Raw genomic sequence first — 23,272 nt, forward strand, 5'->3', positions numbered from 1 at the left:
CAGGACGACCCCAGCGGGATCGGGCCAAATGGGGCTAAGAGGTGGGGCAGATTGCGCCGGTCGGTGCAATTTGCAGCCAGCGTTGTGCAAAACGCAAATGCCAGTCTCATTCTGGGCTTGTTCAGGCCGGTTAAGCCGCACAGAGGGGCTATCGCTTCAGGGCGGGAGTGAGTGGCGTGGGCTTTGCATTAGCGGTAGCTGACCCGGAGCAGGATGCTTCGGGTGGCTGGGAGGCCCTATGAAACTTGGTGTGAACCAGATTGCCATGCTCTATTACGCCGGCGGCTTGCTCCTGATGAAGGGGATCTCCCTGCTGATGCTGCCGGTGTTGACCCATCAGCTGCTGCCTCGTGAATACGGCCAGCTGGAGGTGCTGCTGACCCTCATCAATCTGGGTTCCCTTATTTTGGGCTTCGGGCTGGTGGATGCCCTCTACCGCTTTGCCGGATTGGCGAAAGATGAGCAGGAGCGTCTGCAGGTGGTGGCCCGCATGTTTGGGCTGGTCTGGTTGATTGCCCTGGCCAGTCTGGCGCTGCTCTGGCTCTTGGCACCTCTGGTGCAAGTCTGGCTGCCGGTGGAAACCCGTCTTGCGGATGTGCGCTGGGTGCTCTGCGCCCTGCCGTTTGAAGGGGTGATCGGCGTGCCGCTGGCATGGCTGCGGATGCGCAATCAGGCCCGGCTCTTTTTCGTGGCGACCGCAGGCAAGGCGGTGATCCAGTCGGTGCTGACCGGTTGGTGGCTCTGGCTCGGCTGGGGCGTGAGCGGGGTGCTGGCCTCCGGCACCCTGACCTGCGTTGCACTGGCGTTGCTGCTGAGCCTCTGGCAGTGGCGAGATAGCGGGATCCGCTTTGACTGGCAGCACTATCGGCCGCTGCTGCGCTATGGATTACCCCTGGTGGTGAGCGGGCTGGCAGGCTTTGCCCTGAGCGGACTGGATCGCTGGCTGCTGGCCGATGTGGTGGGGGAGGCGCTGCTTGCCTACTACGCGGTGGCGGGCAAGCTCGCGCTGGCGGTGGGGTTGTTGCTGCAACCCTTTGCTCTCTGGTGGTATCCCCGCCGTTTCATGCTGCTGCGCGAGCCGGATGGACTGCGACTCAATGCCCACTACAGCGTGATGGGGTCGGTGCTGGGGTTTGTCACCGCGGGGATTGTCGGGCTCACTGCCCCCTTGCTTATTCGCTGGCTGACCCCGGAGAGCTATCACGGGGCGATCGCCTACATTCCGCTGCTGGTGCTGGGTATGGCGGTGCGCAATGTGTCGGACTTGCTCAATGTCGGCTGCTTTAGCGGCGAGAAGAGCAATGCCCAGATGGTGATCAATCTGGGCTGCAGCGCTCTTGGGGTGGCAGGCTTTCTGCTCGCCATCCCCCCCTTCGGGGTCGCTGGGGTGATCTGGACCCTGCTGCTGGTCTATCTGGTGCGGGCGCTCGCCTTTTATCTGGTGAGCCAGCGGTTGCTGCCGCTGCCGTATCGCCTCTCGACCCTCTGGGCCAGTTCGCTCGGGGCGATGGCGATGGTCTGGCTCGGCCAATGGTGGGCAGGATCATGGCTCGTCTAACGCCAGCCATCTGGGCAAGCGCCATCTGTCTGGTGCTGGCTCTGCTCTGGTGGCGGCTGCCCCATCCCTTGCTGCTGCCGGTGCTCGGCCTTGCCATTCCCGCCATCTGGTTTGCCCTGCGCTGGCCCTTCTTGATGGTGCTGGGATTTGTCACCTTCTCCTTTTTTCGGCTGCATGAGGTGTTCCCCCAGCTCTATCCCCTCAAGATCCCGCAGCTCTTCTCGCTGGCCGCCATCGGCGCGCTGGTCTGGCACATTTTGCTGACCGGCCGGATCAAGCCCTACTGGAGTCCAGCGCTGAGCTGGCTGACGGCTTTCTTTGTGATGGTCTCCATCGGTGTGCTGTTTGCCAGCAACCGGGGCGAGGCGATCGCCACCTGGACCGGCAGCTACAGCAAGATCTATCTGATGACCCTGGCCACCGCCTGGCTGGTGCGTACCCCGGGGGATTTTGCGTTGGCGGTGCGCACCTTCGTGGTAGCGGGCTGTCTGGTGGCACTGGTGGCCCTCTACAACAAGGCGAGCGGGATCGGGCTGGTGGAGGGGACCCGGGTGACCATAGGGCGCGAGCTGGGCTCTGTGCTGGGGGATCCCAACGATCTGGCGCTGGTGCTGCTCTTTCCTGCCGGCTTTTCGCTGAGCTTGCTGCTCAATCAGGGCAATGGGGTGGGGGGGCGTTTGCTGGGGGGGCTTGGCTTTGCGCTGACTGCGGCCGCCATTATCGCCACCCAGAGCCGGGGTGGTCTGCTGGGTATCTGCGCCGTTGGTGGCCTGTTTGCCTGGCAGCGGGTGAAGTCGAAAACCCTGTTGATCTCGCTGGGGATGGTCGCGCTGGTGGTGCTGTTTGCCGCTGCCGGGATCAGCGACCGGGCATCTGGCGGCGCCGCCGAGAGCGGGGTCGATGCCTCGGCCATGGGGCGGATCTACGCCTGGCAAGCGGCCTGGGGCATGGCGCTGGGCCACCCGCTGGTGGGGGTGGGCTTGTCCAATTTCTATTACAACTATTTCTTCTACAGCCCCCATTGGGATGGACTCAATCATGCGGTGCACTCCACCTGGTTCGGGGTGCTGGCTGAAACCGGCTTTGTCGGGCTGGCGCTGTTTATCGGCATGGTGACGGTGACCCTGCGCAGTGGCTGGCGTTGTCAGCTTGCTGGCATGCCTCCTGCAGTGATCACGGCGATGCAGGGGGTGATGGCCAGCATGGTGGGGTTTGTGATTTCGGGCTCCTTCCTGACCCAGGGGTTTACCTGGCCCATCTATCTGGAGTTGGCGCTGGCCGTCGCCGCCATCAAGTACGTGCAGCAGGCGGCCACAGAGGTGAAGGTCACCGCTGAGGATCATCAGGAGGCAACCCGGTTGCCAGCAGTGCCACCAAAGGGAGCAAGAGGATGAACGCAACCCCTGTTTTGCTGGTTCACTACGGAGAGGACTGGATCCGCGGCAGCGAACGCTGCCTGCTGGATCTGCTGGCCCACCTCGATCGCAGCCGGTTTACGCCGTTGCTCTGGTGCAATAGCCCGACGCTGGCGGCAGAGGCGGCCACCCTCGGGGTCGAAACCATGGTCGAGCCGTTCAGCCTGCTGCTGGGATGGCAGGCGCCCCGCTTTGATCTTGCTGCCCATCGGCGCCTCTCCCGGCGAGCCAGAGAGCTCATCACCGAGCGGCAGATTGAGCTGGTGCATGCCAATAGCGCGGCTCCTTGTCAGTGGCTGGCGGGGGTCTGTCGGGCGTTGCAGGTGCCGCTGGTGTGCCACCTCCATGCCCGTTACCAGCCAAGAGACAGGTTCAGCCTGCGGGTCCATCAGGCCAGCGTGCTGATCGGGGTGAGCGAGCCGGTGTTGACCGGCTGGCGCCAGGATGGCTGCGCGGCCGATCGGTTGATCCGGGTGCCCAACGGGGTGGATGCCGCTCGTCTGAATGGTGGTGCTCACTGGCCGGTCATCGGCATGCTGGGCTTGCCCCCGGGGGATATGGTCATCGCAACCGTCGGCTCCCTGATCAAACGCAAGGGGATTGATCTGCTGATCCGCTCGCTGGCTGCCCTGATGGCATCGGGGGAGGAGGCTCAGTTGCTGATTATTGGCAGCGGCCCGGAGCGGGAAGCATTGATGGCGTTGGCTGTCGAACTCGGGGTGGCCGAGCGGGTCCACTTTCTCGGTGAGCGACCAGACAGCGCGGCTATCTTGCGGGGCGGGGTGGATCTGCTGGTCTCCGGAGCCCGTGAGGAGGTGTTTGGTCTGACGTTGGCGGAGGCGGGCATGTTGGGGCTCCCGGTCAGTGCCTATCGGGTGGGCGGCATTCCGGAAGTTGTGGAGGAGGGGGTGACTGGCTTGCTGGCAACCCCGGGGGATTGGGTCGAGATGGCTGATCACTGGCGGCAATTGAGCAATCCGCAGCGCCGATGTGCGATGGGGCGGGCCGCTAAGTTGCGTGCCGAACAGTTGTTCACGGTGGCGCGCTATGTCGACGGGGTCACGGCGGTGTGGGACGCCGCGCTGGCTGGTCGTTGGCACGCAACGGCCCCCACACCCTTCCGACCACTCATTCATTGGGCGGGGCAACGACTCCTTGCCAGAGGTCGCAATATGCTGGCGAGTGGGATGGCAAAAGTGGCGCAAAAAGTGCAACTGGGGTTTGGCCGCCGCAAGGTGCCAGAGTAAGGGAGCAGCAAGATGAGCATGCAAACTGAGCCGGTGTTTGGAAAGATCATCGTCGTGGATCCCATCCCGTTTCGCGGTGGCTCCAAGGTTGCGACCGAAGTGCTGCTCGATGAGTTGGCCAAGCGGATGCCCGGGCTCACATGCCATGTGTTGACCCAGGATCCCGACTCCTGGTCCCGTTGTCAGCATCATCCTCTTTGGCTGCCCCACATATTGAAGGGGCGGGAGTCCGGCATCGGCTATCTGCTCAAACAGGGGTGGCAGACCCTGCTGATCCTCTGGCTGGTGCTGCGCTTGGGGCAGGTGACGTGTCTGGTAGCTGCGTCCGGGCCGGGGGTGGATCTCTGCTGTTACTGGGCGGCCCGCGGGTTGCGGTGCCGGGTGGTTCAGCTGATCCATGGCCCTGTGGGGTGCTCGGGGCTCTCTGCCAGAGCCTTGCAACGGGCGAGTTTTGTGTTTTATCTCGAATCAACCCGCTGCTCCCTGGCGGCGTTGCTGGCCCGGCTTGGCGAGACCGAGTTCCCGTCACACTGGCAGCCATTTACCAATGGTTTGAGCGAGATTGATTGGCCCAAAGCGACTCTGGGGGGGCCTCGTATTTTGTGGGCGGCCTCGTTGCTGCGCTGGAAGGGGCTGGAGACCATGCTGGCCGCCCATCAACTGATCCCTGACGCTCGCCCCGAGCTGATGGTGTGCTATCTGCAGCCCAAGGGCACGCTGCAACCCTGCAGCCAGCCTCAGCCACAACTGCCAGACACGCACTGGTATGCCAACCCCGCAAATCTTGACGAGATCCGATCTCGATGCGGCATTTTTGTCTCCACCAGCCATCAGGAACCGTTTGGTCTCTCCATTCTGGAGGCCATGGCGGCGGGATTATGCGTTGTGATCCCGGCCGATGGCGCCTGGTGGGATCGACACCTCACCGATGACGTGAATTGCCGTAAATATCAGCCCAACGACCCCGGCGATCTGGCGCGGGTGCTGGCCAGCCTCAATGCCATGCCCGACGTGGTCAAGCGACTTGGCCATCATGCCCGCCTGCATGCCATGGTCCATTACAACGCGGCAGATACCTATCAAAGCACAGTGGATCAGTGGGAAAGTATGTTGCGATGGGATGCGTTGAGCCTTGCCGTGCATGGTTAGCGCGCAGTGGTTCCCCACGGGGAGGATGGGGGCGTATGAGGGACTTATGGGCAGACTGGTTGCGGGAGGCTGGGTGACTCCGCCACTCTGATGCAGTTACGGCCGGATGATTTGGCGGTGTAGAGCGCAGCATCAGCCAGTTTGACCAGTTCAGATGGCTGCCAGTGACTCGATGGTCTGAGGCAGGCAACACCCATGCTAACGGTCACCAGACCGGTGGCATTTTGTGCGTGTGGCTGCGCGAGTGCACAAATCAGCCGCTGGATATGTTGGGCAATTTCATAGGCGGATTGACGCTCGACATGTGGCAACAGGATGACAAATTCCTCTCCGCCGTAGCGAGCCACCAACTCCCCCGAGCGGCGCCCGGATTGCGCCAGGGTATGGGCCAGCAATCGAAGGCACTCGTCACCGGCAACGTGGCCATAGAGGTCGTTGAACTGCTTGAAATGATCGATGTCGAGCATGATGAGCGCAATCGGCATCTCTGTCTGAATACAGTGTTCCCAGGCCTGGTTCAATGAGTTGTCGAACAGACGACGGTTGCCGATATTGGTTAGCCCGTCGGTATTGCTGAGCGCTTCCAGTTTCCGGTTCGCTTCCGCCAGCTCCTTGGTTCTGAGCTCGATAATGAGCTCCAGCTCATGTTGGCGCTCCTCCAGACTGGTCATCGGGTAAATTTCGCTTTCCCGAGCTGCACTGTAAGGGATGGAGATACTGCTGTGAGCAATTTTCCACGCCATGGCTTCGTGTCGAAAAATCAATACCAGTCTGGCGGTTCTGCGGGAGAGGATAGGTTCTGATTTCGGTAGATGGATATGAAAGAAGGCGGTCACAGCCACCACATCCGCGGCCAGATCTTGCAGGGTTACATCGAGTATTTCCAGGCGGATCCTTCCCGGGATCTGGGTAAAATCGCGGCGGGTTATCCGGATCCACTCATCCCTATCGGTAACCAGAACATCACTGCTGCCGGCAAAACCGCTGAAATTGTCGCTAAACCGCGTGGTGAGCCGATCATCCCGTGATGAATACAGCTCGATGTACTCATCAAACAGTGAGCGGATCAACTGTTCCCGTTCAGTGGTCATTGCGCTGGGCCCATGTGAAGTGGTCACGTTTTTCAAACGTTCGATTGAACTATAGTCAATTATGTCATTTTAATTGGCTATCTATCTTGATTTTTCTCGCTTTTTGTTCAATTCCCGCACTTGGCAAGTGTCCGTAAGGTCAGTCAGAACAAGGTGCCTTGGAGAGGATTAGCATGGCTGTCCGGTGCATATCCTCCCCATCTCTATTACGCATCGGGGTGACCACCGGTGACAAGACGGCGGGTCTGTATGCAGATCCCCAGACTGCAGGCATCAGGTAACCCAGAGTGCCTCGCGGCGATCAATGGCTGGCGAGATAGGGGCTGATATCCACCTCGTCAATGAGCTCCGGGCTCATGTAACGCTTGGCATAGCGCAGGTAGACGCCAGAGCGGAGAAAGAGCGCAAACAGCTCGGGGTCGATATGGTGATCCTGTTGCATGAATCCCATGATGCGGATGGCCTCCGAGAGAGATTTGGCTTTCTTGTAGGGGCGATCGCCGGCGGTCAGCGCCTCGAAGATATCGGCGATGGCCATCATCCGGGCAGGGATGCTCATCTCGTCCCGTTTCAGCCGCTTGGGATAACCAGTGCCATCCATCTTCTCATGGTGTCCCCCTGCGATTTCCGGCACCTGTTTCAGGTTGGCGGGGAAGGGGAGTTTTTCGAGCATGATGATGGTCTGGATCATGTGCTCGTTGATCTTGTAGCGCTCCTCATCTGTGAGGGTGCCCCGGCGGATGGCGAGGTTGTAGAGCTCGCCGCGGTTATAGAGGTATTCAGGGGTGTTGACCTGAAATCCCCAAGGGTTGTCAGGGGCAAGGCGGTCGCGGTTGCTGCGGGTGAAGAGGTGATCTGGGCGATCGGCCAACAAGGGTTCGGTGACCGGCAGCGGTGACTCTGCGGCCCGCTGTTTGCGCGCCAGTTCATCCTGAGAGATCCCAATCCGATCGGAGAGCGTGCGCTGCCAGGTGCGGCCCGCGATCTGCTGCAGCCTTGCAATATCCTCTGTGGCCATAAATTCGCCCCCTTCGTTGCAATGGGCGATAAAGGCAAACTCCTCATCCAGCTGTTGCCATTGCTGTTGCAGCGTGGCCTGTAACGTGGCCTCATCACCCCCATGGAGACGTGTCTGCCAGTAGGCAATCTCGGCATCCCGTTTCAGCACTTCAAAGCGCATCCTGACCTCGTGAATGCGATCGCACAGGGTTTCCAGCTTGGTGGCCTTGTCGACCACAAACTCCGGAGTGGTGACTTTGCCGCAGTCGTGCAGCCAAGCCGCGATATGTATTGCTTCCCACTGTTTTTCATCGAGCGAGAAGTGTTGGAAGGGGCCCTCCTTGGCCTCACATGCCGCTTCTGCCAGCATCTTGGTCAGTTCGGGGACTCGTTGACAGTGGCCACCGGTATAGGGGCTCTTGGCATCGATGGCCCCTGCGATGAGCTGGATAAAGGCTTCCAGCAGATTGCGCTGCTCCTCCAGCAGTCGCTGGGTGGTGAGTGCCACGGCGGCGGTGGAAGAGAGCGCGTTGACAAATGCCATCCGCTGCGGGGTCAGTGACTTCTTCCGTTCATCGATCAGAAACACCAGGGTGCCGAGCAGTTGGCAATCACGGTTTTTCAGGGCAATCGGCCAGAAGGTCAGTGGTGTGTCGCTCTCCTCGATGTAGGGAAACAGGATCTGCAATTCGCTGGTGACCAACGCAACGGGTTCCAGTTCTACTCCTTGCAAGCTCTGGAACAGTGGATGTTTTGGCTGATTGAGGGTTCCGATACTGTGGATCGGCGTTTGCTCCTGCACCTCGCCATTCCAGCACAACCCTGCCAGATCCAGCGTCTTGTTGCCGCTATCGGAGAGGTAGAGCATGCAGCCTGTTGCACCGGTCAGTTGCTGCATTTCGGTGAGCAGCCGCACCAGCAAGCGGGGGAAACTGGTCTCGCTGGAGAGGGAGGTGGAAAGCTGCAAAAAGCGCTGGATGGTCGATTTCATGTCGCCCATGGCCTGGGAGAGATCGATGATTTCAGCAATATAGGAGTTGACTCTGATCGGATCGTTGAAGTCGAAGTGGGCGATTTTTCCTGCTTCTTGAGTCAGGTCATCAAGGGGCCTGGCGGCGGTTCTGGCGAGCTTGATGGCCGCGAACAGGGCAAAGATCAGGAAGATGCCCGACAGAAGGAAGGTCTGATTGCGGATGGTGAAGGCGGTGGCCAGCAACTCATCGACAGGTGCTGCAATCCAGAGGGTTAATTTTGACCCATCGGCTTCCGGTAAAGTGATACGCATTCCTTGCCAATCATTGCCCTCTGATTTAAAGGAAAGACTATCTGCGTTCTGATTCTGACTGGCATTCATCAAGTGTTGTATCATAGGCAGGTCGGCTTCGGTCACTCTTGCAAGTCGATAAGCGCCATGTTCATGAATCAGCATCCCACCTTTATGACTTGTCATTAGCTCGCCCTGCTCATTGACGATGGCTAGACGCATATTGGGGGTTATCTTGGCGGATTTGAGCAGGCGCTCGATAGCTCGGAGGTTCAGGCTCATCCCTATGACGCCAGCCCCATTTTGCATTGGTTCGGCAAAACTCAGGTACATCTCCTGAGTATCGTGCGAGATATAGAGAGGGGATTGCACCAGCTGTCCACTCTGCTTGGCCTGAATAAACCATGGATGCTCTATTGGATCAAAAAATTGTCCTGATTCCTCTTGCCGTTCAATGATGGTGAGATTGTCGGCCAGCGCGAAGGTCTCCGTAAGAGTGGTTGCCTCTTGATGCCGGATGCTCTTCACGATCCAGCGGGTATTGGCGGGCGGCGTTAGGTGTTGTACCTCGGTATCGGCAGGCCAGCGCATGAGCCAGAATAGATCGCCGTTGTTGTAACCGGCATACACCGCGTTGGCAGAAGGTTGTCCTTTGAGCAGGGTTGTCATGTAGGGAAGGCTGGCCATTCGCTCTGACAGGGTCTTGGCTTCGGTCAGGCGCTGTTGGGCGAGCAGATTGACGCTTAAAGCTGAGGTGCTGAACAGCCCTTCTAAAGCCTGAGTGGTGATTTGGCCAATCAGGGTGAATCTCTCTTCAGCCTCTTTCATCAGCATGGTTTTGGTTTGCCGATATTGGTGACTAAGAGTGATCAAGGCAAACACCAGCAATAAACCCAGAAACAGATGGGCAATATGAACATACAAGGGGATAACGCGGCGAATGAGATTCATGTTATCTCCGTAAATGGATGGGTTTGTTGAGTGGGGTATAAATGAGATAGCCCAACAGGATAATAGGTAGCTTCATGGTGTTCGCCCTTGCTGCTTGCATTAAAGAGACCCCGTTGCGTAAACCACCAGATGACGATAAATGGAAAGGGGTGATAAATCCTTTTGTTTATTCACCCATCGCAGTAGCCAAAAATGATCCACGGCGATGTTACCGCAGAGTTCTGTGATCGTGATTCTTTTCACTCTGGAGATGGATTGAAACCCTCTTTTTGCGGGAAGGACGCCGAGATATTCAGCAGCCTGGTTTCTTCATCCAGCGACACAGTAACGGTGGCGCCATGAGCTTCCAGCATGATTTTGCCATGATAGCCATTGTGACTGTGTGCTTCTTTGTTGTTATTAGATGATGGGAATCTGTCGAACAGAGAGAGGACATTGTTGATATCCAGCAAGGTCGAGCTATCAATATTTAAAATAATGCTGTCGGGATATTTCAGACATACAATTTCCACGCAGGAGGAGGGCGTCGCATGCTCACAAGCGAGCCGTGTCAATATTTGAAACGCGGAATAAAAGAGAAATTCGTCACCTGCGATGAATAGCTCGTCATAGAGGTAATTTTTGGGTTTGGTCAGCTTGATATCGAGCTTTTTCCCGGCATAGAGATTTTTGAATTGCACCGAAAGCCGGTTGAAAATATTAAAGAGCTGGACTTTACCCGCTTTCAAAACAAAGGTGCCGGTTTCAATCTGGTAAATCTCGCTGGCCAGCCGGGTCAATGCCAGTGCATCGCCTACAGATTTTCTGGTGATGGATAGCTGGGTTTTTTGGAGCATGTTGAGCGATGAGTCGGCCGCTAGCTCTTCCAGCAGGTGTAGCGCGTTGAGCAGGGGCTCCCGAATTTCATAGCGGATATTGAACTCGAGGCTCTCTTTGAGCGCATTGAGCTCAAGCATCTGATCGAACTCTTTTTGCAGATCTCTTCTGGCATGCACCAGCCGCATCAGATTGGCAATGCGAAAACGCAGCATCTCGATGTCGATCGGCTTGGTGATAAAATCGACGGCCCCCAGTTTCATCGCCCGTTTACGGGAATAGATATCATCCAGTGCCGTCATAAAGACGATGGGGATGTGCTCAGAGTGGGGATGTTCACGCAAAATTCTGGCGACATCGAATCCGTTCAGGTTGGGCATCATGATATCGAGCAGCACCAGATCGGGTGGATTATCCGATTGGCAGATCCTGATCGCTTTTTCGCCATCCTTGACCAACTTGAGATGAAACTCTTTGCGAAATACCGAGGTGATCAGCATCAAATTATCTGGAACATCGTCAACCACCAGAATGGTTGGACTATCCTGATTGCTGGCGACCAGATCGCTGTTGGAAAAACGGTGCAAACGACCGAATTCAAATTGTGAAAGTGGGGGCTGCGACTGGCTGGTTGCCAACAGCAGCCGAGTGATCCTGGTTTTAAGGGTATCGGGCTTGAGCGGGGTCAAGATAATGTCAGAGACTTTCGCCTGGACAAATTGTTCGATCAATGGGCGATCTGTCCCTGAGGTCAGGGTCAAAAATGGCAGTGTGTGATGAGGTGCCCTACTGCGAATATTTTTCAGCAGCGTGAGCAAGTTTGCCGAATCGAGATCGATATTGCAGATGATCATGGCGGCAGGGCCATCAGCCACGCAACGTTCCAGCGCCTCGACACTCTCCACCACCGTAATCTGGCTTATGCCAATGGCTCGTAACTGATTGCATAGCGCATCGCTGTGCACATTATCTTTTTCCAGTACCAGCGTGGGCCCGGAAATTATTTTTGCTATGTCCATATGGCTATCTGATGTGCCCATCTGTCGCTGTATCCTGCCAGCTCATTTTGAGCATGATAATATAGGGTGCATGACCCCGGTCAACCGATACCTCTGCAACCTTGCGCTGGAAATATAAATCTGCAAGCTGGCTCATCACCCAACGTGATAAAGAGAGCAATCCGATATCATCATACCGTTGGTGCTGACCCATCTTCTGATGGTGTACAACCGCCATTACCCCATATCCACTTTTTTCTTGTATCCGATTTATCCCTTGTGAGTTGCTGGCTCCTGTCGGGTTGTGCGCACATTTCAACCGGGTTGTCATGGCTGCCTGTCGGGGGATCCGTTATGGTGTGAGAAAGGTTGGCAGGGGTCGCCATCCTCCATCTTGGCAGGGAGAATCACGAGATATGGAACATCTTGCCCCGAGCGCGGCTCATCCTATGGTGCTGCTGGTTGATGATAAGAGTGGCTGCCACAAGTTGATGAATGCGCTGCTCGGTGAGTGCCTTTTATTGCACGTCTTCTCCTGTGAGGCGGTGCTGATGATGGCCAGGCAGAACGATGGAGCATGCTGTCAACCATGAAATCGCGTCTCTGGCACATTGCTGCCGTGCTGTTGCTCTCCCTGATGTTGGCCACGCTGGTCGACGCCTTCTATCTGGAGCTGGAGCGGCAGGAGTATCGCCAGTCGCTGGATACCCGCATTCAGCGCGAGGGCGACAATCTGCAGCAACTGACCCTCTCAAGCAAGGGGATGGGGGCGGTGCAACTGGCTGGCCGCCTCAACCGCGAGATCCAGCAATCGTCACTGCTCGAGCGGGGGGAGCTGAGCCCGAGCGAAGCTCTGCAGGTGTTGGCGCAGGGGGTGAAGGCCAATCATGCCTTTGTTACCAATAAAGCAGGGGTGATTGTCCGTGATTGGGATGCGCTTGGCCGCCATGTCGTCGGGCAGGATGTGTCGTTTCGCTCCTACTTCAGGCAAGGGCTCAAGGGGCTGGAAACAGTAGATGCCGGGGTTAGCCTCAATACCGGCAAGCGGATGATCTATGTGGCGGCGCCAGTCTCTCACGATCGGGCGCAAGGAAGCGACATTACCGGGGTGGTGGTAGCGCGCTACGAGATGGCGCTGCTCGATACCTTTCTGGCCGGGTGGGGCGATACCATCGGTTTGCTGGTCTCGCCAGATGGAGTGGTGATGGCCAGCAACAAGAGCGACTGGCAAATGGCGGTGGTGGGACCGAACTCTGCCGCCAGGCAACAGCAGCTCTTTGCCTCTCGCCTATATGGACACTACTTTGCCCCGGATCGCAAACCGGTGATCCTGCCTGCACTCGATGGCAGTGAAGTTCGGATAGGGAAAGATAGCTATCTGGTGAGCCGCATGCCTATCGAGTGGCACGATGCCAAAGGGCAGTGGACGCTGCTGCTGTTGGGCAATGTGGAACAGGCCGTGTCAGGATGGCGGCGAGTGGCCTTGTTCGGCACCGCCCTGTTGATATGTCTGAGCTCGGCCCTGCTCTGGCAGGGGCGGATGTTGCGTCGCCGCAGTATCCGCGAGCGCAACGAGCAGTTTGCCTTCCAGCAGGCATTGATCGATACCCTGCCACATCCTCTCTTCTATACCGATAATCAGGGTCGCCTGCTGGGGGTAAATCGCGCCTTTACCAGCTCATTTGGTGGTGCCCGCCCGCTCGAGGGCAAGCGGTTGGCGGAGTTGCCCCAACTTGCCGGGTTGGACTCGGCGGATGAGGACAACACCTTGTTGAGGGTGGCTGGCAGCCAGGCCAGAACGCAGCATGAGGTGCGCCTGTTTTCGCCGGATGGCCGTCCTCTGGACATGCTCTATTTTCTCTCGGGGATCGAGCTTGCCGAGAGCGAGCGAAGCGGTGCGGTCGGCAGCTTGGTCGACATCACCCCGATCCGTGCCGCCGAGCAGGCCATGCGGGAGGCTCATGACCGGATAGCGGCAGATCGCCAGCGGCTGCACGAGAGCGAGCAGCGGATCCAGTCCATGGTGCGCAACGTACCGGGTATGGTCTATCGCTGCTTGCCTCATCATCCCTGGACCATGTTGTTCGTCAGCGACGAGGCGGAAAAATTAACCGGCTATCCCGCCAGCGATTTTGTCGATAACAGCCGCGATTTTGGTGACTTGATCCATCCTGATGACCTCGAACTGAGCAACCGCAACACCATCGATGCCATTGCCGAACATCGGCAATACATCAACGAGTACCGCATCTTCGATCGCTGGGGTCAGCTCCGCTGGGTCTACTCCATCGGACTCGCCACCTATGATGCCGAGGGTAAGGCCATCTATCTGGACGGGATCATCTTCGATTTCAGCGACCGCAAGCAGGCTGAGGCCGCCATGCTAGAAGCTAGGCAGATCGCCGAAGATGCCACCCGAAGCAAGAGCGAATTTTTGGCCAACATGAGCCATGAGATCCGCACGCCAATGAATGCCATCATCGGCATGGCCCATCTGGTGCTGCAAACCAACCTCTCCCCCGAGCAGCACAACTATGTGAGCAAGATAGACAGAGCGTCGAACAACCTGCTCGGGATCCTCAACGACATCCTTGACTTCTCCAAGATGGAGGCGGGCAAGCTGCAACTGGAGAAGGTGGATTTCCAGCTCAACGAGGTGTTCGAGTGGCTGGCGGATCTTACGGCGTTTCGGGCGCGGGAAAAGGGGCTGGCACTGCTGTTCGATCTGGCCGCTGATCTGCCTGACCGTTTGTGCGGCGATCCCCTGCGGCTTGGCCAGATCCTGCTCAACCTGACCAGCAATGCCATCAAGTTCACCGAGCAGGGAGAGGTGATTGTCCGGCTGGCACGCAGTAACGAGCGAGATGGCAAGATCTGGCTGCAGGGCAGTGTGCAGGATAGCGGTATCGGGATGACAGCCGAGCAGTGCCAGCGTCTCTTCCACTCCTTTGAACAGGCTGACAGCTCGACCACCCGCAAATATGGTGGCACCGGTCTTGGTTTGGCCATCACGCACAATCTGGTGCAACTGATGCACGGGGAGATCCGGGTGGAGAGCACCCCGGGGCAGGGCAGCGAGTTCCACTTCCGTATCTGTCTCGCCACCCTGGCGGATCAGGGTAAGGAGAAAGAGCAACGTGTGGCCATGCCGCTGGCGCCGCAGCGTCTGCTGTTGCTGGAGTCGTATCCTGCTTCGCGAGCGGCCATTCTCCATCAGCTGGCGGCGCTGCCTGTTGAGCTTGTCTGCGCGGACGAGCCCGCCGCGCTGCTGGCACTGCTGCATCAAGGCATCGCGGCGGGCAAACCCTGTGATCGAGTTGTGCTGGGCTGGCAGGAGGGGGAGAGCTGGTTGTCAGAGGTGCTGCAGGAGGTTGGCACGCTGGCAGCGCCGCCCGCGATCTTGCTGATCACCTCGGGCGATCCCGCACCGCTTGCCAGCAATGTTGCTGCGCTGGGGTTGGCGCCGTGTGATGTGCTGGCCCATCCGTTTACCCCGCAGGCACTGTGTCAGGCATTGTGTAAGGCGCAGGGGGGCGATGCCGTGGGACGAGAGGCGTTATCGGATGCAAGCCCCCATCATCAGGTTGCGCTGCCCGCTCATGGGCTGGCGGGGGCTCGTCTGCTGTTGGTGGATGATAACGACATGAACCGGGAGGTGGCGCTGGCCCTGCTGGGCAAGGAGCAGATCTCCCTGGTCTGTGCTTGCGATGGGGCACAGGCGCTCGCCCTGCTTGCGCAAGATCGCGGGTTTGACGGTATCCTGATGGATTGCCAGATGCCGGTGATGGACGGGTACACCGCGACCCGGTTGATCCGCGCCGATCCAGCGCTGGCCCGGATCCCCATTATCGCCATGACCGCCAGCACCATGGCCGGGGATAAAGAGAAGGCGCTGGCGGCAGGCATGAATGACCACATCGCCAAACCCTTGAATATGCCGCTGTTACTGGCGACCCTCTCGCACTGGATCAAGCCTGCCAGACCACTGGCTGCCGCCAGTAAGTTGCAGGTGACTGACGATGTGGCCCCTTGGCAAGAAGTGCCCGGCCTTGACGTGCCGCGGGGCATGGCCGTGATGGGGGGCGACAGTGCGCTCTACCACAATATGTTGCAGCGCTTCTGTAACGGGCAGCAGGGGTTTGAAGCCAGTTTCCACTCGGTATGGGTATCGGATGACAAAGTCACGGCCCGGCGTCTGGCTCACACCCTCAAGGGCAGTGCCAGCACCATAGGGGCGACCGGTGTGGCGGATCAGGCGGCGCTGCTCGAGCAAGCCTGTGAAGAGGGGGATGATGCAGGGTTCGCAACCCGCTTGCCATCCCTGATGGCCGAGCTGAAGCCCCTGCTGTCTGGGCTGGAAGCCGCGCTGGCAGTGTCCCCTGTGACGATGGGCGCTTCCCGAGGCATCGATGCCGGGATGCTGGCGGCGCAACTCCAGCAGTTGGGGGCCTTGCTGGCACAGAGCGATGCCCAGGCGTTGGCGCTTTGTCAGCAGATTGAGGCTGATCTGGCTGGCAGTGCATTGCCGCTGCGTGCTGCATTTCAAGAGGTGAGCCGGGCGGTCAACGAGTTCGAGTTCGATAAGGCGCTGCAGTTGCTGGCACCACTGCTTGGGTGATGGTTAACACCCTTATCGCTTGTCATGTTCATCGTCATCCCAACTCATTTTTTAGGGTTGCCATTGAACAAGAATAATTATCATCTATATCGATAGATATGGATATTTACGCTATGGTTAATTACGCAGGGTGACGTGAAGGTAAATAGTGTGAATACGTGCAGTAACATCTGTAACCGGATGAGCGAATGTATCGCGAGTTAAATATGATCACTATGTTGAAGGCAGCCTTCCACCTTGCCTTTTCTCTCTCCATTAATTTGAATGCAGATTCACGATGATGCGTAAACATATCCGTGAGCGCGATATTATTCTCACCAGTATCCAAGACAATAAAGAGTGGGGGGGAGCGTATTGATATGCATACCTCGGCGGCATCTTTTCATTAAGCGGTGTTAAACGGCAGGGAGGCCAAGCGGGGTTGTGTTGTGTGGGCTCGCAGTAGAACGTGTCGCACTGAAGCGCAGGTAAAATGCAAACTGAAACCAAGCGACATGCAGGTAAATCGTGCCGTGAAGGCCGTGCTTGCTACCGGTAGTAGCTGGCCGTGAGACAGTTCTGGTATGGGGAGGCAAGTCAGGAGGTTGTTCCGTGGATGACTGTATGGAATATGCAATGAGATGAGTAAAGATATATTCAATGGATCATTTATTGGTGGGCATCAGTATTGTGAAATGAGCGGTATAGCCAAGATTTCAATCATGTTAATTTGGCTCACAGTGAAAGAGAGGATATGCAGTGATTAATTATTTAATATCCAATTAAGCTCATAAAATTTATGGGGATGCTAAATATCTCTTTGGGGGTAATTAATTTCATTTGTGATGTGGCTCGCTATGAAAATAGGGGTAAGCCGGTCGAAATTGATAGAGATCAATACTGCAGGGTGGGTGAGTCCTTAGCATTTCCGCTATTAAGCATTTATCAAACAAGTGCTCACTACGGGAATAAGAAGAATGGTCGAGGATAATTTTTTATCGGCTCATGGGATTAATCGCCGTGATTTTATGAAATTGTGTGCCGGGATGGCCGCAACCCTGGGATTAAGTCAGCATGCCGTCGCCAAGATGGCCACTGCGCTCACCAGCCCCGAACGGCCGCCGGTGATCTGGATTGGGGCGCAGGAGTGCACCGGTTGTACCGAATCGCTGCTGCGGGCCACCCACCCCACCATCGAGAACCTGATCCTCAACACCATTTCGCTGGAGTACCACGAGGTGCTCTCGGCGGCCTTTGGTCATCAGGCGGAAGAGAACAAGCACAACGCCATCAAGCGCTATAAAGGCAAGTATGTGCTGGTGGTGGATGGCTCCATTCCGCTCAAAGATGGTGGCGTCTACTGCATGGTGGCCGGTGAGCCTATCGTCGACCATATTCGCCGTGCTGCCGCCGACGCGGCTGCGGTGGTCGCCATCGGCTCCTGCGCCGCCTGGGGCGGTGTGCCTGCCAGCGGCGGCAACCCGACCGGCGCTGTCAGCCTGGAAGAGGCGCTCGGCAATATCGGCACTCCCATCATCAATATCCCGGGCTGCCCGCCCAATCCCCACAACTTCCTCACCACGGTTGCCTACTACATCACCTACGGCAAGCTGCCGGCGCTGGATAGCAAGAAGCGTCCGCTGTTTGCCTATGAGCGGCTGATCCACGAGAACTGCGAGCGCCGTCCGCACTTCGATGCAGGGCGTTTTGCCAAGGAGTTTGGCGATGAGGGCCACCGGCAGGGCTGGTGTCTCTACCATCTGGGCTGCAAGGGGCCGGAGACCTACGGCAACTGCTCGACCCTGGAGTTCTGCGATGTGGGCGGTGGCATCTGGCCGGTCGGCATCGGTCACCCCTGTTATGGCTGTAACGAGCAGGGGGTCGGTTTTAGCAAGGGGATCTTTCAGCTTGCCAAGGTAGAAAACCCGACTCCGAGGGTGGATAAACCAGATGTGAAGATCCAGGAGGGGGGCTATACCTCGCCCACCGCGACCGGCCTTATTGGTGGTGCCCTCGGGGTGCTGGTGGGGGTGAGTCTGATGACGGTGCGTGAACTCGGTCGCCAGCAGAAGCGCCACGAAGCCGGGCAGCATCCATCACGGGAGGAGTAACCGTGAACAGACGCAACTTCCTCAAATTTGCCTCCGTCGGTGCGCTGGCGGTGGGCACAGCCGTACCCGGCACCGCACTGGCTGCGGCCAAGAACAAGCCGCCCATTCCCGGCGCGCTCGGCATGCTCTATGACTCCACCCTCTGCGTCGGCTGTCAGGCCTGTGTGGCGGAGTGTCAGCGTCTTAACGGCAACCCGGCCAATCCAGCCGGGGCACAAACCTGGTCCAACAACGACAAGCTGACCCCCTACACCAACAACATCATTCAGGTGTGGAAGAGCGGCACTGGCGAGCACAAGGATCAGCTGGTGGATGGCTACGCCTACATCAAGAAGCAGTGCATGCACTGTGTCGATCCCAACTGCGTCTCTGTCTGTCCGGTGCAGGCTCTTAAAAAAGATCCCAAGACCGGCATCGTTCACTACGACCCGAGCGTCTGCACCGGCTGTCGCTACTGCATGGTGGGTTGCCCGTTCGATGTGCCCAAATATGACTACGACAACCCGCTGGGGGCGATCCACAAGTGCGAGCTCTGCAACCAGAAGGGGCTTGAGCGGATCGATCAGGGCAAGTTGCCCGGCTGTGTCGAGGTGTGCCCCACCGGCGCCGTGATCTTCGGCACCCGGGAGGAGCTGATGGCTGAGGCCAGGCGTCGACTGCTGGCGACTCCGGGCAGCGAATATGCCTACCCGCGCCAGACCCTCTCTGCCAACGACCCCTACCTGCACGAGGTGCCCAACTACCAGCCTTACGTCTATGGCGAGAAGGAGGGGGGCGGCACCCAGGTGCTGGTGCTGGCCGGGGTGCCCTATACCAAGCTCGACATGCCCGACTTGCCGGAGCTCTCCTCCGGTGCCCGCTCCGAGCATATCCAGCACACCCTCTACAAGGGGATGGTGCTGCCCATGGTGGTGCTGACCGGCCTCTCGGTGCTGATCCGCCGCAACACCAAGAATGGTCACGATCACCATCACGATGATGGCCATGATCAGGGGAGTGCGCAGATCAAGGATCAGGGCACCACAAAGGGAGGCAAGGATCATGAGTAACCACAAGGCGTATCCCCTCGGCGGCAAGCTGGTCAGCTGGCCTGTGCTGGTGCTGGCCCCCTTTGCCGTGCTGTGCGGCATGTTGATCTTGAAACGCCTCGTCTTCGGACTGGGCTCGGTCACCGATCTGAATGGCGGCTACCCATGGGGGCTCTGGATCTCGTTCGATCTCTTGATCGGTACCGGTTTCGCCTGTGGCGGCTGGGCACTGGCCTGGGCTGTCTATGTGTTCAACCGGGGCGAGTATCACCCGTTGGTGCGACCGGCCCTGTTGGCGAGCCTGTTTGGCTACTCGCTGGGCGGCCTCTCCATCACCATCGACGTGGGGCGTTACTGGAACCTGCCGTACTTCTACCTGCCCGGTCACTTCAACACCTCCTCCGTGCTGTTCGAGACGGCGGTCTGCATGACCATCTATATCGGGGTGATGGCGCTGGAGTTTGCGCCTGTGTTGCTGGAGAAGTTCGGCTGGAAGGCGTCCCTCATTCGCCTCAACAAGATCATGTTCTTCGTGCTGGCGCTGGGGGCGTTGCTGCCCACCATGCACCAATCCTCGATGGGCTCGTTGATGATCGTCGCGGGAGAGAAGATCCATCCGCTCTGGCAAAGCTACGAGCTGCTGCCGGTCTTTTCGCTGCTGACCGCCTTCATCATGGGCTTCTCCATCGTGGTATTTGAGGGCTCCTTGGTGCAGGCGGGACTGGCGGGACGGGGCCCCAACGAGAAGTCGCTCTTCTACAAGCTGACCCAGGTGATCGACATCTTCCTGATCCTGTTTGTGGCGCTGCGCTTTGCCGAGATCGTCATCCACGACAAGTCGGAGTATCTCTCCGAGTTCAATCGCTTCTCCATCATGTTCTGGAGCGAGATTGCGCTGATGATCTTCCCGCTGCTGGTGTTCCACTGGGACAAGAGCCGCCGGGATTCGCGCATGTTGTTCCTGGGGGCCCTCAGCATGCTGCTGGGCGCCGCCCTCTGGCGGCTGGATTACTCCCTGCTCGCCTTCAACCCCGGCAATGGCTACCACTACTTCCCCTCTGCGGAGGAGGTGCTGATCTCCCTGGGCTTTGTTGCCATCGAGGTGTGTGCCTATTTGCTGTTGATCCGGCTCTTGCCGGTACTGCCATCACTTGAACGTGTTCACCAAGATTATCAGGCCCGAGGGAAAGCCAACGTATGAGCCAACGTATCACCATAGACCCCATCACCCGCATTGAGGGGCACCTGCGTATCGACTGCGAAATCGAAGGCGGTAAAGTGACCAAAGCCTGGTCGTCCGGCACCATGTGGCGCGGGATGGAGGAGATCGTCAAGGGCAACGACCCGCGCGATGCCTGGATGATAGTGCAGCGCATCTGCGGGGTATGTACCTCCATTCACGCAATCGCCTCGGTGCGGGCGGTGGAGAACGCCATCGGTGCCAAGGTGCCGGTCAACGCCCAGTACATCCGCAACCTCATCATCGCGGCCCACAACATCCACGATCACATCGTCCACTTCTACCAGCTCTCCGCGCTGGACTGGGTGGACATCACCGCGGCCCTTGAGGCCAATCCGCAAAAAGCGGCGGACATGCTCAAGGGGGTATCAACCTGGTCCCTCAACAGTGCCGATGAACTGACCAAGGTGCAGGACAAGATCCGCGCGCTGGTGGCGAGCGGTCAGCTCGGCATCTTTGCCAACGGCTACTGGGGTCACAAGGAGATGAAGCTGAGCCCGGAGGTAAACCTCATCGCCGTGGCCCACTACCTGCAGGCACTGGAGTGCCAGCGCGATGCCAACCGCATTGTCGCCATCCTCGGTGGCAAGAGCCCGCACATCCAGAATCTGGCGGTGGGCGGCGTGGCCAACCCCATCAATCTGGATGCACCGAGCGTGCTCAACCTGGAGCGGCTGCTCTATGTGAAGAGCTTTATCGACCGGCTTGGCGAGTTTATCGAGCAGGTCTACAAGGTGGATGCTGCCATCATCGCCGCGCACTACCCCGAGTGGCTGAACCTGGGGCAGGGGGCCAAGCACTACCTGAGCGTGCCGGAGCTCCCCACCGACGCCAACGGCGGCAGCTTCCTGATGCCGGGCGGCTATATCGAGAATGGCAATCTGGCGGGATATCGCCCCATCGAGAGCCATCAGGATGGCTGGCTGATGGACGGTATTGCGGAGAGCAACAAGCACGCCTGGTACAAGGATGACGAGCCCCTCAAGCCGTGGGAGGGCAAGACCGAGCCTAATTACACCGGCTGGCAGAATGATGGCAAATACTCCTGGGTCAAATCCCCCACCTTCTACGGCAAGGTGGTGGAGGTGGGGCCGCTTGCAGACCTCTTGGTGAAGCTGGCCGCCAAGCACCCGGAGACGGTGGCGCATTTCGACCAGCTGAACGGCATCTACAAGGCGCTGACCGGCTCTGCCATCAAGACTGAACAGCTGCACTCCACCATGGGCCGCATCATCGGTCGCGCGGTGCGCTGCTGCGTGCTCAAAGATACCCTGTCACATCAGTGGAAGGCGCTGGTGGACAACATCGGCAAGGGGGATACCACCGCCTATATCAAGGCCGAGATCCCGGCGGACAAAGAGTTTCGCGGGGTGGGCTTTGAAGAGGCGCCGCGTGGCATGCTCTCCCACTGGATCGTCATCAAGGATGGCAAGATCGAGAACTATCAGGCGGTGGTGCCATCTACCTGGAACTCGGGCCCGCGCAACTTCAACGATGAACCCGGCCCCTACGAGCAATCGCTGGTAGGCACCCCCGTAGCCGATCCGGCCAAGCCGCTGGAGGTGGTGCGCACCATCCACTCGTTCGATCCCTGCATGTCTTGCGCGGTGCATGTGGTGGATACCCAGAATGGCGAAACAACTCAGGTGAAGGTGTTGTGATGAACATCCTGATCCTGGGCGTCGGCAACCTGCTGTTGAGCGATGAGGCGGTGGGGGTTCGCATTGTCGAGGGACTGGGGCGGGAATACCGTTTCGCCCCCGGCATCGAGCTGCTCGATGGCGGTACCGCCGGCATGGAATTGCTCGAAGCGATGGCCAGTCGCGATCACATCATTCTGGTGGATGCGGTGCGAAGCGGTAATCCGCCGGGCACCGTAGTGACTCTGAAAGATGAGGAGATCCCGACCCTGTTTGGCCGCAAGATCTCCCCGCACCAGCTGGGGTTGGCGGATGTGCTCTCGGCGCTGCATATGACGGGGGAGTCGCCCAAGCGGCTCACCCTGATCGGGGTCGAGCCCGAATCCCTCGAACCTCGCATCGGCCTTACCCCTGTGGTGGCGGCGGCCATGGGGGAGGCGACGGATCGGATTTTGACCCTGTTGGCCAGTGTCGGTGCCCCCGCCATCCCGCTCTCTGAGCAGGAGAAAGCTGAACAAGCGCGGGAGGGCCTATGGCGCAGTCCCATTTAAGCGAGGCTGAGAGAGTGCTGGAGAGAGTACCGGAGACGGCACAGGAGTTTGCCGGTTTTGCCACCAATCCAGCACCCTTGCTGGTAGCCCAGTACGAGCGGATCGCTCGCGAAGAGATGCAGGCGTTGCCTTTCTATCACCCGGACATGCCAATCGTTGCGGAGTGCACGTTGTTTGAAGACCAGTGGCTCGGCTGCGTGCTCACCCCCTGGATGCTGAGCGTGGTGGTGCTGCCGGGGCCGGATCAGCTTTGGCCGGTGCGCAGCAGCAGCGATCGGCTCGCCCTGCAGCTCCCCTGCGGCAACATGACCTTTATGGTGGGTGAATTGCCCGAGACGGGACAGTTGCTGGCCTGCTCCCTGATGTCGCCGCTCGATCCTCATCTCGGGGCCGGGGAGGGGCGAGCACTGGTGAGCAGCACCCTCAAGATGCTGCTCTCCTTGCCGGTGCAGCAAGGGGCTGTCGGCGTGGATCTGGGTCGCAGACGGCTATTCGGTGCCCGGCGCGGTCAACCGGCATAGTCGCTAGGTTTCACGCGAAATCAAGTTTAGAATAGGGGGCCATTTTGGCCCCTCACTCCCATGTTCAGACACGCATTCCGCCTCTTTTTTGAGTGA

15 protein-coding genes are annotated in these 23,272 nt (G+C 58.6%); 12 read left to right on the forward strand and 3 right to left on the reverse strand.

Annotated features, from left to right (window positions below; all coding sequences use genetic code 11):
* The first annotated feature begins 238 nt into the window (after positions 1 to 238).
* From I6L41_RS05215 to I6L41_RS05230, 4 genes are read left to right on the forward strand one after another with little or no spacing between them, the layout of a single operon-like run.
* On the forward strand, positions 239 to 1,558 hold the full coding sequence (locus I6L41_RS05215; protein WP_216962435.1) for a lipopolysaccharide biosynthesis protein: 1,320 nt from the start codon (positions 239 to 241) through the stop codon (positions 1,556 to 1,558).
* Positions 1,546 to 2,952, forward strand: coding sequence for an O-antigen ligase family protein (locus tag I6L41_RS05220; RefSeq protein WP_216962437.1), 1,407 nt, complete (start codon positions 1,546 to 1,548; stop codon positions 2,950 to 2,952). Before I6L41_RS05215 ends, I6L41_RS05220 begins: the two co-directional genes overlap by 13 nt.
* Positions 2,949 to 4,220: a glycosyltransferase family 4 protein gene (locus I6L41_RS05225; protein WP_216962440.1), complete on the forward strand. Its 1,272-nt coding sequence runs from the start codon at positions 2,949 to 2,951 to the stop codon at positions 4,218 to 4,220. Before I6L41_RS05220 ends, I6L41_RS05225 begins: the two co-directional genes overlap by 4 nt.
* A 12-nt stretch (positions 4,221 to 4,232) precedes the next feature.
* On the forward strand, positions 4,233 to 5,369 hold the full coding sequence (locus I6L41_RS05230; RefSeq protein ID WP_216962443.1) for a glycosyltransferase family 4 protein: 1,137 nt from the start codon (positions 4,233 to 4,235) through the stop codon (positions 5,367 to 5,369).
* A gap of 44 nt (positions 5,370 to 5,413) precedes the next feature.
* On the opposite strand, the gene I6L41_RS05235 is transcribed toward I6L41_RS05230, so the two are convergent.
* From I6L41_RS05235 to I6L41_RS05245, 3 genes are all read right to left on the reverse strand, one after another.
* Positions 5,414 to 6,460, reverse strand: a complete 1,047-nt coding sequence (locus I6L41_RS05235) for a diguanylate cyclase (protein WP_216962445.1) — start codon at positions 6,458 to 6,460, stop codon at positions 5,414 to 5,416.
* 301 nt (positions 6,461 to 6,761) lie between these two features.
* On the reverse strand, positions 6,762 to 9,674 hold the full coding sequence (locus I6L41_RS05240; protein WP_216962448.1) for an HD domain-containing phosphohydrolase: 2,913 nt from the start codon (positions 9,672 to 9,674) through the stop codon (positions 6,762 to 6,764).
* A gap of 239 nt (positions 9,675 to 9,913) precedes the next feature.
* A complete protein-coding gene (locus I6L41_RS05245; protein ID WP_216962453.1) occupies positions 9,914 to 11,530 on the reverse strand; it encodes a response regulator in 1,617 nt (538 codons plus the stop codon).
* A 374-nt stretch (positions 11,531 to 11,904) separates the two neighbouring features.
* On the opposite strand from I6L41_RS05245, the gene I6L41_RS05250 reads away from it, so the two are divergent.
* From I6L41_RS05250 to hybE, 8 genes are all read left to right on the forward strand, one after another.
* The gene (locus tag I6L41_RS05250; protein ID WP_158113075.1) at positions 11,905 to 12,081 is read left to right on the forward strand and encodes a hypothetical protein; all 177 of its coding nucleotides are present in this window, start codon (positions 11,905 to 11,907) and stop codon (positions 12,079 to 12,081) included.
* Positions 12,078 to 16,106 carry an ATP-binding protein gene (locus I6L41_RS05255; protein WP_216962456.1) on the forward strand — a complete coding sequence of 1,343 codons (4,029 nt, stop codon included), beginning with the start codon at positions 12,078 to 12,080 and terminating at the stop codon, positions 16,104 to 16,106. The genes I6L41_RS05250 and I6L41_RS05255 overlap by 4 nt, the downstream gene beginning before the upstream one ends.
* Before the next feature lie 956 nt (positions 16,107 to 17,062).
* Entirely contained in the window at positions 17,063 to 18,196 is a 1,134-nt protein-coding gene (hybO, locus tag I6L41_RS05260; protein ID WP_216962458.1) for a hydrogenase 2 small subunit, read from the forward strand.
* 2 nt (positions 18,197 to 18,198) lie between these two features.
* Positions 18,199 to 19,245, forward strand: coding sequence for a hydrogenase 2 operon protein HybA (gene hybA, locus I6L41_RS05265; RefSeq protein ID WP_216962459.1), 1,047 nt, complete (start codon positions 18,199 to 18,201; stop codon positions 19,243 to 19,245).
* Positions 19,238 to 20,425, forward strand: coding sequence for a Ni/Fe-hydrogenase cytochrome b subunit (gene hybB, locus I6L41_RS05270; RefSeq protein ID WP_021230238.1), 1,188 nt, complete (start codon positions 19,238 to 19,240; stop codon positions 20,423 to 20,425). Before hybA ends, hybB begins: the two co-directional genes overlap by 8 nt.
* Positions 20,422 to 22,125, forward strand: a complete 1,704-nt coding sequence (gene hybC / locus I6L41_RS05275; protein ID WP_216962461.1) for a hydrogenase 2 large subunit — start codon at positions 20,422 to 20,424, stop codon at positions 22,123 to 22,125. The genes hybB and hybC overlap by 4 nt, the downstream gene beginning before the upstream one ends.
* Positions 22,125 to 22,655, forward strand: coding sequence for a HyaD/HybD family hydrogenase maturation endopeptidase (locus I6L41_RS05280; protein WP_216962463.1), 531 nt, complete (start codon positions 22,125 to 22,127; stop codon positions 22,653 to 22,655). Before hybC ends, I6L41_RS05280 begins: the two co-directional genes overlap by 1 nt.
* Positions 22,637 to 23,176 (forward strand): hydrogenase-2 assembly chaperone, encoded by a 540-nt coding sequence (hybE, locus tag I6L41_RS05285; protein ID WP_216962465.1) that lies wholly within the window; start codon positions 22,637 to 22,639, stop codon positions 23,174 to 23,176. The genes I6L41_RS05280 and hybE overlap by 19 nt, the downstream gene beginning before the upstream one ends.
* The last annotated feature ends 96 nt before the right edge of the window (positions 23,177 to 23,272 follow it).

The sequence above is a fragment of the Aeromonas sp. FDAARGOS 1411 genome (assembly GCF_019047125.1).
Classification (GTDB): Bacteria; Pseudomonadota; Gammaproteobacteria; order Enterobacterales; family Aeromonadaceae; genus Aeromonas; species Aeromonas veronii.